Source organism: Alcaligenes sp. MMA (assembly GCF_020907215.1).
GTDB classification, from domain to species: Bacteria; Pseudomonadota; Gammaproteobacteria; order Burkholderiales; family Burkholderiaceae_B; genus Alcaligenes; species Alcaligenes aquatilis.
In genome coordinates, this window is sequence record NZ_JAJJPP010000003.1 from 81,950 (window position 1) to 99,749 (window position 17,800).

The window sequence follows — 17,800 nt, forward strand, 5'->3', positions numbered from 1 at the left end:
GTGCTAGAACAAGAACTGAAATTTTTTGTACCCGAGAGTGCCCGTCCCGGTTTATTGACCGCCCTTGACGCGGTACGCACGGGAAGCATTACCTTAAATGCCATTTACTTTGACACGCCCGAACGCGATTTGGCGCGCTCAAGTATCGCCCTGCGACTGCGCAAGGAAGGCGAGCAATGGGTTCAAACCGTCAAGCTGCCCGGTCCTGACACCCTGTCCCGCATTGAACTCAATCATCCCCGCCCAGGCCCGAAGCTGGATCTGAGCCTGTATCAGGACACGCCTGCCCATACAGCACTGTCCCGCTACGCGAATCAGATTCAAGCCCGCTATCAAACCCGAATCCAGCGCGAACTGGCCCTGATCAAGCAGGGACAGTCGGAGCTGGAGCTGGCCTATGACGTAGGTCACATCGAATCCAATGGCTTGACACTACAGGTCAACGAGCTGGAAATTGAGCTGATTCGCGGCGAGAGCCTGACCATGTTTGAAGTCGGCCAGCGCTGGCTGTACAAGCATGGCCTGATTCTGGAGATGCGCAGCAAGTCCGAGCGCGGCGATGCACTGGCCAGCCTAGTGGATCGCCGGCGCGCCAAATCCGAAAGCCTGGACCTGTCACCCGAGCAGGTTGCTGCCGCCTTGACGCGCAAAGCCTACGATTTACCCAAACCGCATTTTGTCGACACCGAAGAGCTGGAACAGTTCTACAGCCTGAGCGCCACCATGAGCCTGGAGCAGGTCATTCGCAATGCTGCTTTGCTGGCGGGCGTGGATGGCATACGCCCAGACTCCTCCCGCCAGGCCGACTATCTGGCCTTGATGCGCGTGGGCCTGCGCCGCCTGCGCTCCTGCCGCAAGTTGTTCAAAATGTGGCTGTCGGCCAGCGAAGGCTACGCCAATACCCGTCTGACGCATTATTTCGGCTTGTTTGGCCAGGCGCGTGACCACGACCTGGTGCACCTGGAAATTACCCCCTTGCTGCTGCAAGCAGGCATGCCTGGCCCGGCTCCCGAACCCATTCCGGCCCACCTGGAGCATGACCCTGTGCAATTGGCCAGCGCTGCCGAGTTCCAATCCTTGCTATTGAGTAATCTGCAAAGCCTGATCTGTGGGCCCACGCTGGAACTCAATGGTGTGGCCCAGCCCGAACATCTGGTGGAAGCGCGTATCAGCCGCTGGTTTCAAACGATTCAACTACGCAGCCAGCGCTTTGCGCAGATCAGTCAGGACAAGCAACATCGTTTGCGCAACCGGATCAAGAGCCTGCGCTACTGCCTGGAGTTCTTGCCCAGCGCAGCCGACAAACAGGGGCTGCACAAAGTGCTACGCGAATGTCAGGCCTTGATTGGTGCAGTGACCGACGTGGACGTGGCCCTGGACTGGTATGCCCAACATGCGGCCAACCCCGAGCAAGCCCAGTTCGCAAGAGACTGGCTGACCCATGCCCGCCAAGGACGTGCCGCCCATGCCCAGCATGCGCTCAATGCCTTGGATCAGCATCAACCACAAATTGAACTGCTACGACGCTAAACCCCCAGGCCACTAAACAGCCCCCTGAGCCTTTGGGGCCCACCAGGTGGCACTTGTCCCCTTGGACAGTCCAACCATAAAAAACCGGCGATGCCTTTAGAGACATCGCCGGTTTTTCTGTGCAACCAAACTTGGCTTAAGCGTTCATGCCCAACAAGGCCGACGCAAATTCACGGGCCACAAACGCCTGCAGATCCTGCATGCCCTCGCCCACGCCAATCCAGTAGACCGGAATAGGACGTACGCCTTGCGCACAGGCGGCAACGGCAGCCAGCGTCCCGCCTTTGGCCGTACCGTCCAGCTTGGTCACAACCAAACCCGTCAAACCCAACGCGGCATCAAATGCGCGAATCTGGGAAATGGCATTCTGGCCAGTGTTGCCATCTACAACCAACAAAATCTCATGGGGAGCCTGACCATCAGCCTTGCCGATGACACGCTTGATCTTCTTGAGCTCTTCCATCAGGTGCAGTTGGGTCGGCAAGCGACCGGCGGTATCCACCATGACTACCCCCATATCACGGGCGCGGCCTGCATGTACCGCATCAAAAGCCACTGCAGCCGGGTCACCACCGTCTTGGGCAATAACGCTGACATTATTGCGGGTGCCCCACTCAATCAGTTGTTCACGAGCGGCAGCCCGGAAAGTATCACCAGCAGCCAACAGGACTTTTGCGCCCTGCTCCTGGAAGGTGTGCGCCAACTTGCCGATAGACGTGGTTTTACCTGCACCGTTCACCCCGGCAATCATGACAACCAGCGGCTTGCTCGACTCCAAAGGAAAGGATTTCTCCAAGGGCTTCAAGTGATCAGTCAGAATATCGCACAGGATCTGTTTGACCTGGGCCGCATCACTGACTTTTTCCTTGCGAACACGGGCGCGCAAAGCGGTAATCAGTTTCTCGGTCGCCTCGACTCCCGCGTCCGCCATCAGCAAGGCGTCTTCCAGTTCCTCGAACAGCGATTCATCAACCTTGGCACCGACAAACAGGCTGCTCAGGCTTTGACCTGTGCGCGACAAGCCCTGTTTCAGGCGAGACATCCAGGAGGTTTTCACCACTGGAGCGGCGGCCTCTGGCTCTGGGGCAGGGGCAGGTACTGGCTCGGGCTGTGGGGCAGGAACAGGAACAATCTCTGGCTCTGGCGGCGGCACCGGTTCAGGAATCGGCTGCACCTCAGGTTCTGGCGGCGGCTCTGGCTCAGGAATCGGTTGCACCTCGGGCTCAGGCACCGGCACAACTTCGGGTTCCGGAGCACGGCTTGGCTCTGGAACCGGCGGCACTTCCGGCTCAGGGGTACGAACGGGTTCGGGTACGGGCTGACCGTCCGGCTCATAGACACGCGCAGGCTCGGGCATCGGGACACTGGCCGGGGCCGGTTGTGGCACCGCTGGCTGCGTGGGCGTAGACTCGGACGCAGCGCGATGTTCAGCCTGACTATCCAACACCACAACAGGCGGGGCCACCGGCGTTTGAATCGGCGTAGTTTGCTCCTGCGATACTGCAGGGGATGCGTCAGCCTCGGGCTGAGCAGGAGAAAGCGGCTCGGTCAGCTCCGTTTGAGTGACTTGTGGCTCTGGCTTGGCCTTCTTTCTTTTAAAAAAACTGAACATACGATTTACACTAGAAAATTCTGTTGAATGACCACATTATCCGATCAAAGCGCTAATGAGAAAACATGCTGTCCGTATTGTAGGTGGTGATTACCGTCGCACACCGATTTCAGTCGTCGATGCACCCGGTCTGCGGCCCACACCGGACCGTGTACGCGAAACACTGTTTAACTGGCTTAACCACTTCTGGGGTGGTCAATTCAGTGACAAGAACGTGCTGGACCTGTTTGCCGGTAGCGGAGCGTTAGGCTTTGAAGCGGCCTCGCGCGGTGTCGCCTTTGTACAAATGGTGGAACGCCACGGGCCCGCAGTGACCAATTTGCGCAGCCTGCGTACCAAACTCAAGGCAGAGCACGTGCGCATCCATGCTGGCGACGCCCTTCATATTCTGGAGCGCAGCCAGATGCGCTACGACCTGGTCTTTATAGACCCACCCTTTGCGCAAGACTGGATGGACCGTATCTGGCCCTTGCTGCCCAATGTGCTGGCACCGGACGCGCTGGTTTACATTGAATCCGAAACCCCTATACAAGCCCCGGATCAATACGGGATACTACGACAGGATAAGGCAGGGCAGGTACATTATCATTTGTTGCGATTTGCTGCGATGCAAAAAACAGTCAATAATGCCGAATTTTCCGGGACGCCTGCACCGCTCTCCCCGGACGCCGACCTGCCAACTTGAACCCCTTACGCGGATGCACCATGATCACAGCTGTTTACCCCGGCACCTTCGACCCCCTGACCCGAGGCCATGAAGACCTTGTCCGGCGAGCCGCCAACCTTTTCGATCACGTCGTGGTCGGTGTGGCCTCCAGCCAGAACAAGCGCCCTTTCTTCACCGTTGAAGAGCGTGTTGAGATCGCCTCCGAAGTGCTCAGCCACTACCCGAACGTGGAAGTGAAAAGCTTTTCCGGCCTGCTCAAGGACTTTGTGCGCGAACAAAATGGTCGCGTTATCGTACGTGGCCTGCGCGCCGTGTCCGACTTTGAATACGAATTTCAAATGGCGGGCATGAACCGTCACTTACTGCCCGAAGTCGAGACCATGTTCATGACCCCCTCGGACCAGTACCAGTTCATCTCTGGCACCATCGTGCGCGAAATTGCCATTTTGGGCGGCGATGTGGGCAAATTTGTGTTCCCGTCTGTGGAGCGCTGGCTACAAACCAAAGCCCAGGAGCGCAAGCAACAAGCGGTTTCAGCGACCTGAACTCGCCCTGTGCAGCGGTCCGTACTACACTGTAAGGTGACCGACTGGTCAAATCCAAGGACCACGTTTATCAGGACACTGCGCGATGGCACTGCACATTACTGAAGAATGCATTAACTGCGACGTTTGTGAGCCGCAGTGCCCCAATCTGGCTATTTACATGGGTGAGGAGATCTACGAGATCAATCCCAACCTGTGTACGGAATGCGTTGGCCACTTTGACGAGCCACAGTGTGTGGTGGTGTGTCCGGTCGAGTGCATCGAAGTTCACCCCCAACACCAGGAAAGCCAGGAAACCCTGCTGGCTCGCTATCACCGGCTACAGTCCGAACCCACGACATAAACAGAAAAAACAAGCCCTGCTCATGGCAGGGCTTGTGATATGTGGGGTCACAGCGCAGGTGGCTTAGTCGTTTGCGACAAACGCTTTAGCAACCGCAAGGGCTGGCCTGTATAGCGACTGAACCAATGTGCAGGCAAATCCCCTTCATCCACCAATTGCACGGGCTGGCCATTTTCCTGCCACAGGGAAAAAGAATCCGGATCGTCCTCGATGACGTCTACTTCAATTTCCAGACGCAGCATACCGGGAGCGCGCAACACCAGTTGACCAAAACGCAGCTCTACGCTTAACCCTGCCAAAGCGGGCAACGCATCAGCAGCCAGAACCTGCCCCTGATCATCCCCCAATACCCAGCGCCCCTTGCAGGCCAGTGCCTTGCTGCCACTTAGAGCCGGACCGCCTTGCAACAGGCAAACCGTCTCTTGGGGCAAACTCACCACGTCCCTCGCACTCATGGCTTGAACCATTGTTTCATGGCTTCGCCGACGGTTTGCGGCACCTTGTCTTGCAGCTCTTTCTTGATGATCTGTTCCACCTCGGATTTCACATCAGGCCTGGACTCTGCCTTGGCCTCCGAGACTTGCTGGCTCAACAAATCCAGCAAACCGTCCTGCAGCGCTTTCTTGATGGAGTTGCTGGCAATGTCCTTCCACTGAATCTGGTAGGACAACGCTGCCCAAGGTCCAGAAATATGGATAGGGATCAGCACATTGCGCAGATCCTGGAAAGACTTGCGCTCTTCGGCATCCAGGTTGTTACGGTTCAAACGCACCTGCAAGGTTACATCCGCTTGCTGGGACACCAAATCCAGCTTGGCTCCTTTGGCCGTGGTCACCGTCAATATTGGCGTGGTTGCGCGGAAATTGCGGAAAGTGGCTTGCCCTTTCTTGATATCCAAATTGCCTTGCAGACGGTTCAACACCGTGCGACGCAAGGGGTCAGACTCGGGCAGCAACAAAGGAATCTGGCCGCTAAAAGCATTGCGTACGGCCTCATTAATATCACGCACACTTTGGTCCAGGTCTACGCTGCGCCAACTGCCATCCTGCAAATCGACAGTCAGGCCGCCTTCGAGCGCATTCAGACGTTCTTGCTGCGTGGCGCCTTGAGCCTTCAGGTCCAGGCTCACATTGCCCTTGCCTGCCAAATAATCATTGCCGAAAGCATCCAGCAAGAGCGATCCAACCTGCATTTGTTGCAGCTTCAGACCCAGCTCAAAACGCTTGCCTGGCTCAACCTTGGCCTTGGCCTGGAACTGGCCTTCATAAGCCTGTGCAGTGAACTGGGACAAACTGACCACCTGGCCCTGGTTCTTGATCTGGGCCTTGACCTGATCCATCACCACACCCAGGCTGCGCAGTTTTTCGATTTCAAAACGCAGATCAAAAGTAACCTTGTCCAGCCATGGGTAGGACAAAGCCGCGTCGGGTTCTTGCTCTGCTGGTGCTGCGGCATCTGCCTCTTCGGCCTTGGGCTGCTCGGCCTGTTCACCGCCCTCTTTAGCTGGCGCCTGCTCGGTTGCCGCTTCAGGTGCCTGCGCCTGGGGTTCCGGCTCTGTTGTGGGTACCACTTCAGGGGCCGCCGCCCAGAAAATCGAGCGCAGTTCATCCAAATCCAGCTTGTCAGCTTTCAGGATCGCATCCAGCAAGGACCCCTTGCCCTTATCGTGCAAAGTCACATCAAGACTGCCTTGAGCCTGCTCGGTGCTGCTGCTTAACTGCGCACTGTATTCCTGCTTGCCTTTGTTCAGGTCAGCTTGACCGGTGATAGGCATTTCAAAACGGCTACCTGCATCGGCTTGGTCTTCAACGCGAATATTGGCTTGAATCTCCGGCAGACGCAGCCATTCATTTGAGGGTTGCCACTGCAAGGGGGAGCTTGCCTTGAACTGAGCGACACGGCTGCCCTGTTTGATCGCACCATCCAGCTTGGCCTGCTCAAAGATCAATTCCTGGCTGTTGCCGGACAAACCCTGCAAGGTCAAGCCCAGCCCCAAAACTCGGGGGCCGCTGACTTTCAGGCTGGCAACGACAGGCGATCCTTCCGCTTGGGCAGGCGATACCTGGATGCGAGGCACATCCAAGGCCAGATCCAGGTCTTGATCTTCATTCTTACCACGAACACGCAAAGCCAGCTTTTCGAACGACACCAGATCGCTGACGCTGTCGATCTGCATCTTGGGCGTGCTCAGCGAAGCGCTCAGATCGCTGACTGGATAAGCGCCCCGCCACTGACCTTGCAATTGTGTATCCAGATTGGTGGCGCTGAACTGACGCTGGGCGGACTTGTAAGCCACATTACCCTTAACGGTCAGACTTTGCGCCTGCAACTCGTCCAGATCACCGACAAAGCTCACATTCAGTTTCTGGGCGCCATAGGATTTGGAAGCGGGGTCCAGACTCAGTTGCCCCTGCCCCTCCAGCACACCGTCTGCCAGGGGATAGTCACCCGACAGGCGGCTTTTGAACGCCACATCAAAAGGCTGACCAAAGGTCATGCGGCCCGTATTCACTTCCAGCTGTAGCAAACGGCCAATCACATTGCTGCGTTTGCTGAAGTAATGGATCTCGCCCCCCTTAAGGCTCAGACCCGCAATATCAATCTGGAAATCCGTCTCGCTACCGGAACGCTTGGCAATCAACTCAGGAACCGGCAAGGATTCTGGTGCGGGCTCAACGGGGTTTTCCTGTGGAGCCTCGGCCGCTTGGGCAGCGGGCAGCAAAGACACGCCAGAACGAGCCACCGGCAGTGGTGGACCAGCGGGTGGTGCCTGCAGCAGGTCATCAAAATTCAACTTGCCTTCTTCATCGCGCACAATCCAGGCTTTAAAGCCCGTAACAGCGACATGATCGACCACCAGACGGTTATTGATCAACGGCCAAAGCGCCACGGCAAAGCGGGCGCTTTCCAAAGAAGCGAAAGGATCTTCCGAATTACGGTCAGACAGGGACAGCCCCTGCACGGACAGGCCGATGCGGGGAAATAAAGAAAGTTCGATATCACCGTCAATCTTGAGCGTACGTTGATACTTTTGCTGGACGATATCAGCCAGCTTCTGTTTGTACGAATTGGGATTGAATGTCAGCAGGAAAATCGCCCCGCCTACCACCGTGACAATAGCTAAAACGACGAGGCTGAATAAGCCCCGCTTAAACCATACTTTCATGTAAGCCTCTAGGACCTCGGGGCAGGATGCAACACGCCATCTGCCCGGATACGAAATGCTAACCCATGTCGGGCGATTGGTAAGTAACGAAAATAAGAAATATCCACCCGTATTCTAAAAAGCAGAGTCGGTTGTCAGTAATACGCCATTATTACCGAAGGAAATAAAGACATATTATTAATGTCGGCAGCCTTAGATACATTTCACGACATACAGGGGTTATGCTTGCTCTATCCTATATAAGCCACTTGATCATCAATTCCAGAACCAACCATGAAACTAGAGACGCTTGCCATTCATGCTGGCTATCAGCCAGATCCGACCACAAAAGCTGTTGCTGTTCCGATTTATCAGACCACTTCCTACGCTTTCGACAATACGCAACACGGCGCGGATCTGTTTGACCTGAAGGTACCCGGCAATATTTACACCCGCATCATGAACCCCACCAATGCTGTGCTCGAAGAGCGTGTCGCAGCACTGGAAGGCGGGATTGCGGGATTGGCTGTCGCCTCTGGCATGGCGGCCATCACGTATGCTATCCAAACGATTGCAGAGGCTGGCGACAACATTGTGTCTGTCAGTAAGTTGTACGGCGGCACCTACAACCTGTTCGCACACTCCTTCCCGCGCCAAGGCATTACCGTCAAATTTGCCCAGCCCAACGACATCGACGCGCTGGAAGCCCTGATTGACGACCGCACCCGCGCTGTATTTTGCGAAACCATCGGCAACCCGGCTGGCAACATCATTGATATCCGTGCGCTGGCCGATGCCGCCCACCGTCATGGCGTCCCCCTAATTGTCGACAATACCGTTGCCTCCCCTGCCCTGTGCCGTCCTATCGAACACGGTGCCGACATCGTGGTGCACTCACTGACCAAATACATGGGCGGTCATGGCACGACCATCGCTGGCATGGTAGTGGACTCCGGCAAATTCCCTTGGGCCGAGCACAAAGAGCGCTTTGCCATCCTGAACACACCTGATCCGTCCTACCACGGCGTGGTTTACACCGAAGCCTTCGGCCCGGCCGCCTTCATTGGCCGCTGCCGCGTGGCTCCGCTGCGCAATACCGGCGCTGCCCTGGCTCCCTTGAGCGCCTTCCAGATCCTGCAAGGCATCGAAACCTTGCCTTTGCGCATGGAACGCCACACCGAAAACGCCTTGAAAGTGGCCGAGTATCTGAACGCCCACCCACAGGTATCTTGGGTCAAGTACGCAGGTCTGGCTGACCATCCTGACCACGAACTGGCCAAGCGCTACATGGGCGGCAAACCTGCAGCGATTCTGTCCTTTGGTATCAAAGGCGGTATTGAAGCGGGTACCCGCTTTATCGACGCACTGAATCTGGTGCTGCGCCTGGTCAATATTGGCGATGCCAAATCCCTGGCTTGCCACCCTGCCAGCACCACACACCGTCAACTGAACGCCGAAGAACTGGCGGCGGTAGGCGTGAGCGAGGACATGGTTCGCCTATCCGTGGGCCTGGAACATATCGACGACATTCTGGCTGACTTGGAACAAGCCCTGGAAGCAGCGGCACGCGGCTAAAACCAGAAATCCTGTACAGGCCGCCATAGCTGTGCAGGTTTGTCCGCATCAAGCTAAAAAAGCCTGGAATCGGCATAGCACCGACTCCAGGCTTTTTGATATTTTCTCGACACAGCCATCAGGCTGGCCGTGTTACTGGCGCAAGCTCATCAGGACTTGCGAAATAGCTGTGCCAAACCGCCCAGCAAGCTGCTGGCATCGGTAATGTGGGACGGATCAAACTGACCATTCGGGCTGGCTTGATTGATCAAGGACGGCAACATGATCTTCAGGTTCTCCAGCACGCTTTGCTGGTTCAGACCCGACAAATCTTCCAATTGCTTGATCGCTGGTTGACCCATCACGCTCAGCAAGTCCTGCTGGCCAATTTCCTGATTGCTGCCCTGCGAAATCCAGGACGAGACCACCTCACCAAAACCACCCGCGCGAAAGCGTTCAATCAGGCCGCTCAAACCACCTGGATACGTGCTGATCACCTGAATCAGCGCAGGCAACAAGGCGCCCTGCTCTTTGGATTTGGAATCCGTAGCCGACAAGGCCGACACAACAGAATTAAGCAAACTCATTATTTTTCTCCCCAATGCATGGCACCGTGCGTCAGCGGGTGCTGATATCGGTTCTCATTATGCCGTGACAAACCGTCAGACGGGGCAGCTTAATTGTCAAGGTGGGTCAATAGGTCATGGGCGCCAAAGCCCTATTGCTCTGGGCTGGGCCTACGCTACACTGGATTGATAGTTCGGCACGCCACACAGATCGACTCCCTGGAGATTCTGGAATGACACACGCTTGCTATACCGTCCTGTCCCCTGAAGAGACTGCCCGCGCTCTGCCTTATCCAGAGCTGATCGCCCAGCTAGGCAAAGCCATGGCCCAATATGCCGCTGGCACTATCGTCGCCCCCACCCGGCAAGTTCTGAGCTACCCAACGGCAGGAAAAATGCTGTCCATGCCTGCGGTCTCTCACGATATCGGTGTGCACAAACTGGTTAATGTGATGCTGGACAATCAGCAACAAGGTCTTGGCAGCATCCAGGGCCTGGTTAGCGTCTACGACGCTCAACATGGCTTACCCGTGCTGGTCCTGGATGCCCCCACCTTGTCCAAACGTCGTACTGCCGCCGTATCCATGTTGGGGATTCAGGCACTGTGGCCTCATGGCCCCGAACACATCACCTTACTGGGATACGGGCAGCAAGCCCAGGCACACTGCGATGCCATCATGACGCTGTACCCTCAGGCCCGCGTCACCCTGACAGGCCGCAATATTGGCCGTGCCCAAGCGGTGGCCACATCCTTGCAAAATCAGTTTGGAGATCGGGTTCAGGCTGCTGCGGCCATTCCTGAAAAAACGGATGTCCTGATTACCCTGACATCCAGCTTGACACCGGTCTATCACGAGCCTGCCCGCCTGGACCGCCTGTTGATTGGCGTAGGAGCATTCCAGGCTGATATGGCTGAATTCGAGCCCCATACCCTGCTAGCCAGCCACCTCTACGCGGATGATGTCTGCGCAGCGCACCAAGAAGCTGGCGACCTGATTCAGGCCAACGTAGCCTGGGACCAAGTCCACAGCATTCATCAAGTGCTGCGCACGCCAGCACCCAGAGATAAACCTTTATTCTTCAAATCCGTAGGCTCTGCAGCCTGGGATTTAGCAGCAGCACGCTGTGCTTTGCAGCATGTAAACCCAGTTTAAATACTTAGGACGCTAATCAATTGCTGCCATACTCCAAACAAGCCCAGAGTGTTAATCTGGCGCGTACAATCCCTTACAGTTATTGACCGACTTTTTTTCCTGCGCCCCTCATGACCTCTCAGTTGCCTCCTATCGAAGACGATCCGTATCAGATCCAGTCCAAGTTTGAAATTCTGCGTGTTTTACGGGCCATCGAAAAAGGGGGCCTTCTCTTGCACATGGAGGCCAATCGGGGCAATGACCGGATTGTGACCACCATTTTAGATATTGATCTGGACAACAATGTGGTGGTGATCGATACCGCCAACAAAGAAGAAAAAACCCGCAATCTGTTGCAGTCCGAACACACCAGTTTCGAGACCTCGATAGACAAGATCAAGGTGACATTTCAAGGGCCTACACCAGAGGTCGTGTCCTACGAAGGGCAGCCAGCCCTGGCGATCCCAATTCCCGAATCCATCCGCCGCTTACAACGACGCGAATTCTTCCGCGTCACCGTGCCTGTCAGCGAACCGGCTATGGTGATCTTGCGCTTGAATAACGAAGCCAAGAGTTTTCTGCTGCACGATATCAGTGGCGGCGGCTTGTCCTTGGTGGACGAATCGCAAAGCCTGGCAGAGGTGATTGGTGCGCATAAAACCGAGTCCCTGCTGGAGCTGCCACAGGCCGGTTCTTTTGTCGTGGCTCTACAAGTGGCGCGTACCGAGACACAACAACTAGCGAACGGTAAACAAATTCACCGTTTGGGCTGTACGTTTATTGATCTATCAGCCTCCACGCAGATGGCCATTCAGCACTACATCAGCCGCCTGGAACGCCAACAGATCGCCAAACAGCGCGGTCACGGTTAATTCGACGTCCGGGACATCTCCAAATCACCGGGGGTGTCCACATCGCGCAAGATGCCCTCATCCACTAAAGGCACCCACAAGGTCTGATCCTTATTGGCCTGTAACAAGGCCCGCGCGCCTTGCTCGTCTGAAAGCGCCAGAAGCGGTTGACGCCACGCCAGACCAAAGCCGACGGGATTGCCCGTCTGCCCATTGAAAACGGGACGCACGATCCCGGCCCCATCCTGCACCGCCTGAGCGACTGCCGCCACAGAGCTTGGCCGCAACCAAGGCATATCGGCCAGTAAAACGACATAACCATATTGGGGACTGCAAGCCTGTATCCCGGCTTTCAGGCTGACTCCCATACCGCGGATGGCAGCAGGCGCCTGAACGAAACTGATCGGCAAGTCGCCCAGCTCCTGACGCAAAATCTGCTCATGCACATCACAAACAATCAGCACCTCATCGAGCACAGACAAGGCCGTCTCACAGACACGGCGCACCATCGTTCTGCCATCGTCCATCTTGGCCAATAACTTCAACTGCTGACCCGAGGGGTCGAAGCGCTGCCCCAGGCCCGCCGCCAGAATAATGCCCGTCACCCCGGATACATGCTGCTGCCCTGCCATCCTGGCTCCTTTTGAACTAGGTAATGTCTCGTCGACAATGCGTATTGCGTCGTTCACTAGACTAATAGAAAGAAGCCTGAGGGGACAAGCAAGGTTAAAAAGCCGTGATGAGTGGATCAAAGAAGTCTCTGTAAAGACACCATTCAGTCGGCCTGCTGGGGTGTCGGGGCTGAGCACTTGCCGGTGCTACGCACCGGTGCCCTTATCAGGAGATAGCTACGGGCGCATCCTGAACTCGCGGGGTGGTTCGTCCCCCGGACGAACCACAAACGCCCCGCTCAAACAGCAGGATGCTTACACCCCTACGCTATCTCCTGACCGCGGCAAGTACTCTGATCCGCCCCAACACCCCAGCAGGCCAACTGAACGGCTCACAATGGCTTTTTATCTACCAATCTCTTACAGACAGACTCTTTGAACAAACAGGGCCTCGTGCCTTGCTCTTCTGCGTTTCCTAAGCGCCTATCGCTCTACTCTTCTACGTTCCCTAAAACCCTATCGTCTTGCTCTTTTGCATTCTCTAAATCAGCTTCATCACATCAACAACTCCACAACCGAGAGCAGAACTAACTTGCTGATTTACTACGTGTCCTGTCCTGATAGCACACCAAGAACTCTACTCATTCACGGGATCTCTAAACTCACACTCCACTGCCACTCTTCGTTTTACTTTCCCTCTAAACACAAAAGAACAATTAAAAACCACATCTAAACTGATATCCCCAAACCCCGAGAACATTCAGCCTCAGCCAAAGCCCTCCTCCCTTCCCTTCCCATCCCATCCCATCCAATCTGGACCCTTACCTTTCATCCCACCTCCGCAAGTGCCGTTTGGGCTTTAACCCGTGTTGCTTGTTTTCTTGTGGGGCCCGGGGACGGCTTGACGGACGAGTCAGGGCTCTTGCCGCCGGCAGAGTGCTGGGGCGGGATGCAAGGGGCGTGCTGTTTGAGGAGCACGCTTGCGGTTTGTCCTGGAGGACAAACCGCGCTCCGAGTTCACGACCCGCCCGCCCCAGCACTCTGACAAGGGTACCCACGCGCAGCGTGGGCAAGGGCCCCGCCAAGACAAGCCGTCCCCGGGCCCCACAAGAAAACCATCCACTCCCTTACGCAAAGCCCAAACGGCACGCCCAGAAGAAAGCCGCCCCAGAACAAGCGCTCTACTACCCCAATCCCTAAGCCCTAAGCCCAAAATTCGAAATTCGAAATTCGCAAAAAGCAGATACCCCCGCGTTTAAAAAAGAAGGCCAAAGGTTTAAAACAAACACTATCAATTTGACACTATCTGCTATATTTTCTCGACGCTGAGCAAAGGAGCCTCCCCTGCGTCAGCCCCTCACGATGCAGCAACAATGAACGCCCCACGCTAATCAAACTGTTTCCTCTACCTCAGAGGCCATTCAGTGCAAACAATATCTCGCGCATTCAACACCTGCTCAACAATGAAACTAACAAAACTGTATACCGCCCTGGCGCTTGCTATTGCGCCCCTGGCAGCTCATGCCCTGGAAGACAGAACCGTTACAAATGCAGCGGGGCGCACCGTGTTTATCGCACGGTTTTTCGATATGAACGACGGTTCATTCGACAATGACGAAACGTCATTCTGGAGCTGGGAGGGCCATCAAGCCTATAAAGAACAGCTCCTTGAAGGCATGGGCTATTGGGCTGAAATATTGCAGCCCCAAGGCGACAACCCTGCGACCATCGTCAATATCGGCACGATTAATGACCCAGGCAATGCCTACGGAGGCTCACCCACCGCCAATGGCGGTCAAAGCGCACTGACGCAGATGCAGCAAAACATGTTCGGCCTGTCGCCTGCAACCGGCACACTGCCCTTTGGTGGACATGGCTTTTTTGGCCTGGGCCAAGACGATTACGCAGCAAACCAGGCGTTTACACAAACTCCCCTTAGCGGAAAAGACAGCGTACTGCTGACAGCCGTTCACGAAATTGCCCATGGGCTGGGCATTTTAAGCAGCGTGGAGGACAGAGGCGGTTTGGATGACACCAAACCCTACTTTGAAAGCCAACTCAGTAGCTGGACCCAACTGCTAAGAGACGACAATGGCAAACCGGCACGCGCTGGCCAGAAGATTCTGTGCGATGGCTGCGACAACTCCTACGACCCCGACGCTTTTGATGTGCGTCAGGACAAGGGCTATCTGACCGGAACGCACATCGAACAAGTGCTGGCTGGTGGCCTGCGTGGTGTGCCCGTAAAGATGCTGGGTGAAGGTGGCGGCATAGACAACAACTTCATGAGCCATATCGAGCTTCAAAACAGCGTCATGAGCCACCAGAACTACCGCAACTATTCAGGCTTCATGGAAGCTGAATTGGCAGTACTGCAAGATCTGGGCTACACCATTGACCGGGCCAACTTCTTTGGGCGCTCAATCTACGGCGATGGCCTTGAGCTGGTCAATACCCAAGGCTTCTTTGCCCGTAATGCCAAAGGCACGCAGTACCTTCCAGGCCAATACAACCAATCCACACTGGGTCTGGGCCTGCATATCTACGGCAGCAACAATCAGGTCCGACAAGCGGCTGACCTGCTGGCAGCCGGCTCAGGTGGTGCAGGCATACGGGTCGATGGTCAGAACAACACGCTTGTTATCGACCCAGGCGTCAGAATCTACGCAGATGGCTTGAACGGGCAAGGTATTCAATTTGCCTACGGCCGTGGGCATACGCTGGTGCATCGCGGCGACATCCAGGCTACTGGCCCTCAAGGTGTCGGCCTGCGTTTTGACTTTGGCACCAACTCCCTGGGCAACCATACCGAGCGTCGTGGTTCCTATATACGCAGTATTGAAGGCGTCGATCAAGCCCTGCTCCCCGAGCTGAACGGCCCCCTGGTTAAACAAGCCGACATTAGCGGGCGGATCGCAGGCCGGCAAGCTGCCATCCTGATTTCTGACAATGCCTACGTCGGGCGTATCAACCTGATGCAAGGTACCCAGATTGAAGGCGATATCATCTCGCAGTATGCGCAACGCGACGACCAGAACCAGCTACGTCTGACTACGCTGTCGTTTGGGCAGGCTGCCGATCATATGGGCCGCAGCATCGATCAACCCGATACCACCTTCCACTTGAGCTACGCCGGGAACATCACAGGCAAAGACAATCTGACCCTGTCCTTTGACGGCGGTACAACACAACTGAACGGTAACGTGCAGGTCCACAGCGCCGCCATCCACGAAGCGGCGACATTGGGCGGCAATGCCCGCTTCGATCTGGCCAGCGGTCAGGCCCTGATTAACGCCGGCACCCTGACGCCTGGTAACTCAGTCGGGCGCATTCAGGTAAATGGCGACTTCCAACAAACAGCAACGGGCCGCCTATTAGCCGAATTTGATGGTAAAGGCGACCACGACGCACTTGCCGTCAGTGGTAATGCCGATTTGGCCGGAACGCTGCAACTGACGCCTGTGGCGGACTGGTATCAAAACGCCTGGTCTGCCGACACAGGCTCATTTATCGAAGCCGCCAGCTACAGCGGCAGCTTCGACGCCACTCAGATCACCGCCGTATCGCCCACCTTGCAGTTTGACGCTGCCCCGTTGGGCAATGAGCGCTACCGCTTGTCTGCCACCCGCACCGACAATGCCTATAGCCAATATGGCGGCGACGACAACCAACGAGAAGCCGGCAAGGCTTTGTTCAAGCTGGCCGCCGCCGCACCGGCACCTGCGCAAACCCTGTTCCAGGAACTCGACTTCTCGGCCAAGGACGGCTCACAAATACCCGCTGCCCTGGATCAGATTTCACCGGCTGGCTACAGTGCGGCGATGGCCGCCTCTCTGATGCATGAACGTTCGATCATGCAAACCGCGCGCCAAGGACTGAGCCAAAGCATGTTGCGGCCCGGCACCGACTGGCAGGGCTACGCCTTGGTGTTCGGTTCAAGTGGCGATCAGAACACGCGAGGTTCCATGCTTGGCTACGATGCCAACAGCTATGGCCTGATCCTTGGAGCTGGGCGCGCCCTGGAGTCGGCCCCCGACTTCGCGGTGGGAGCACAGCTTGATATTTCAGATCTATCGGTCAAACCCGATGCCCCTTACTCGGGCAAGAGTAAAGCCACCGCATTTGGCTTGGCTGCCCATCTGCAATACCGCCCCGGTGCACGGGAAGGCCTTTTTGGATTCAGCGGGCTGCGACTGGGGCTAGAACACGCCGATATGCGCAGGCAAATTGCCATTGGAGACTATCAGGCCACGCACTCGTCTGACTGGACGGGGCGCAATCTGTCGATTGACGCAGGCACAGGCTACCTTTGGGAGCTGAACCCCTCCTTATCGCTAGGCCCCTTTGCCAGCATGAACTATGCCTTGGTGTCCCGCCCATCAGTCGACGAATCGGGTAATGCAGCCACGCGCCTTCACCTGGACAGCAAGCACGTCGATGCCTTGCGCTCCAGCCTGGGGCTGACGGCGCAATGGAATCGCGCCCTGACTGATGGCAGTAAGCTAGCCGTGAACGTTGACGTGGGCTGGAATCACGAATGGCTGGATCGCGACCTGACCCAAGCAGCCCGTTTCGCCATTGCGTCCACGGATACGGCGTTCAACACCCGCAATAGCGTGCTGCCCCGCGACACGATGAGTCTGCGTGCAGGCCTGACCTGGCAACGCAGTGAGCGTCTGTCGATTGGCACCGGCATCAGCTCACAGTTCGGCGGTGGATATTCGTCGCTACAAGGGCAGATGAATCTGCGCTGGGCGTTTTAAGAATAGCCACTTGCCAGGAAACGTGACTGTTGCTTGAAACGGTGGGAGGCGCTGATGCACATGCACAAAGCGTTCCCCCAACACTATTTACGCGTTCACGAATGCGGCTTGGCGGGTGAGTCAGGGTTCTTGCCACGGGCAGAGTAACGAGGCGGGATGCAAAAGGCGTGCTGTTTAAGGAGCACGCCTGCGGCCGGTCCGGGTGAGCAGTCGCGCTCCGAGTTCACGGCCCGCCCGCAACGGCGCACTGACAAGGGCACCCACGCACGGCGTAAGCAAGGGACCCGCCAAGACAAGCCACACAGGGGCCCTACAAGAAAACCCTCCACTGCTACGCAAAGCCAAAAAAAGCCCCCGAGAGCCATCCGGCTCCCAGGGGCGCAGGTCCGACAGCCTGCCCCCAAGCGGCAGACCACCGATACTTGATCACAAATCCGTAGACACAGACTTGCTAAAAGGACGACACAGGCTCCGTCAATC

At 56.4% G+C, this 17,800-nt stretch carries 13 protein-coding genes; 8 read left to right on the forward strand and 5 right to left on the reverse strand.

The genetic code is table 11. The features are described from left to right. On the forward strand, nt 1-1,530 hold the full coding sequence (locus tag LNA76_RS13005; protein ID WP_230019221.1) for a CYTH and CHAD domain-containing protein: 1,530 nt from the start codon (nt 1-3) through the stop codon (nt 1,528-1,530). Between the two features lie 136 nt (nt 1,531-1,666). On the opposite strand, the gene ftsY is transcribed toward LNA76_RS13005, so the two are convergent. Beyond that, nucleotides 1,667-2,995, reverse strand: coding sequence for a signal recognition particle-docking protein FtsY (gene ftsY, locus LNA76_RS13010; RefSeq protein WP_442778987.1), 1,329 nt, complete (start codon nt 2,993-2,995; stop codon nt 1,667-1,669). A 202-nt stretch (nt 2,996-3,197) separates the two neighbouring features. On the opposite strand from ftsY, the gene rsmD reads away from it, so the two are divergent. The 3 genes from rsmD to LNA76_RS13025 all read left to right on the forward strand — a co-directional run bounded on the left by rsmD (nt 3,198) and on the right by LNA76_RS13025 (nt 4,697). Further along, the gene (gene rsmD / locus LNA76_RS13015) at nt 3,198-3,827 is read left to right on the forward strand and encodes a 16S rRNA (guanine(966)-N(2))-methyltransferase RsmD (RefSeq protein ID WP_094197599.1); all 630 of its coding nucleotides are present in this window, start codon (nt 3,198-3,200) and stop codon (nt 3,825-3,827) included. Nucleotides 3,828-3,847: 20 nt separating this feature from the next. After that, nucleotides 3,848-4,354, forward strand: coding sequence for a pantetheine-phosphate adenylyltransferase (gene coaD / locus LNA76_RS13020; RefSeq protein WP_094197600.1), 507 nt, complete (start codon nt 3,848-3,850; stop codon nt 4,352-4,354). Between the two features lie 85 nt (nt 4,355-4,439). Further along, nucleotides 4,440-4,697: a YfhL family 4Fe-4S dicluster ferredoxin gene (locus LNA76_RS13025; RefSeq protein WP_009454772.1), complete on the forward strand. Its 258-nt coding sequence runs from the start codon at nt 4,440-4,442 to the stop codon at nt 4,695-4,697. Between the two features lie 47 nt (nt 4,698-4,744). Here LNA76_RS13025 and LNA76_RS13030 read toward each other — a convergent pair whose 3' ends face one another. Together LNA76_RS13030 and LNA76_RS13035 are read right to left on the reverse strand one after the other, a co-directional pair. Then, a complete protein-coding gene (locus LNA76_RS13030) occupies nt 4,745-5,152 on the reverse strand; it encodes an MOSC N-terminal beta barrel domain-containing protein (protein ID WP_230019223.1) in 408 nt (135 codons plus the stop codon). Further along, the gene (locus LNA76_RS13035) at nt 5,149-7,863 is read right to left on the reverse strand and encodes an AsmA family protein (protein WP_230019224.1); all 2,715 of its coding nucleotides are present in this window, start codon (nt 7,861-7,863) and stop codon (nt 5,149-5,151) included. The genes LNA76_RS13030 and LNA76_RS13035 overlap by 4 nt, the downstream gene beginning before the upstream one ends. A 273-nt stretch (nt 7,864-8,136) precedes the next feature. On the opposite strand from LNA76_RS13035, the gene LNA76_RS13040 reads away from it, so the two are divergent. Next, nucleotides 8,137-9,417, forward strand: coding sequence for a bifunctional O-acetylhomoserine aminocarboxypropyltransferase/cysteine synthase (locus tag LNA76_RS13040; protein WP_094197603.1), 1,281 nt, complete (start codon nt 8,137-8,139; stop codon nt 9,415-9,417). Nucleotides 9,418-9,566: 149 nt separating this feature from the next. Here LNA76_RS13040 and LNA76_RS13045 read toward each other — a convergent pair whose 3' ends face one another. Continuing rightward, nucleotides 9,567-9,983, reverse strand: coding sequence for a YidB family protein (locus tag LNA76_RS13045; RefSeq protein WP_094197604.1), 417 nt, complete (start codon nt 9,981-9,983; stop codon nt 9,567-9,569). Between the two features lie 212 nt (nt 9,984-10,195). Between LNA76_RS13045 and LNA76_RS13050 the strand changes: the two genes are divergently transcribed. Further along, nucleotides 10,196-11,116, forward strand: coding sequence for a delta(1)-pyrroline-2-carboxylate reductase family protein (locus LNA76_RS13050; RefSeq protein WP_230019225.1), 921 nt, complete (start codon nt 10,196-10,198; stop codon nt 11,114-11,116). Between the two features lie 110 nt (nt 11,117-11,226). Then, entirely contained in the window at nt 11,227-11,967 is a 741-nt protein-coding gene (locus LNA76_RS13055) for a flagellar brake protein (protein ID WP_094197606.1), read from the forward strand. Here the strand turns inward: LNA76_RS13055 and LNA76_RS13060 are convergent. Beyond that, entirely contained in the window at nt 11,964-12,578 is a 615-nt protein-coding gene (locus tag LNA76_RS13060; RefSeq protein ID WP_230019226.1) for a nucleotidyltransferase family protein, read from the reverse strand. The genes LNA76_RS13055 and LNA76_RS13060 overlap by 4 nt on opposite strands. A gap of 1,442 nt (nt 12,579-14,020) precedes the next feature. Between LNA76_RS13060 and LNA76_RS13065 the strand changes: the two genes are divergently transcribed. Next, nucleotides 14,021-17,320: an autotransporter outer membrane beta-barrel domain-containing protein gene (locus LNA76_RS13065; protein ID WP_230019227.1), complete on the forward strand. Its 3,300-nt coding sequence runs from the start codon at nt 14,021-14,023 to the stop codon at nt 17,318-17,320. The last annotated feature ends 480 nt before the right edge of the window (nt 17,321-17,800 follow it).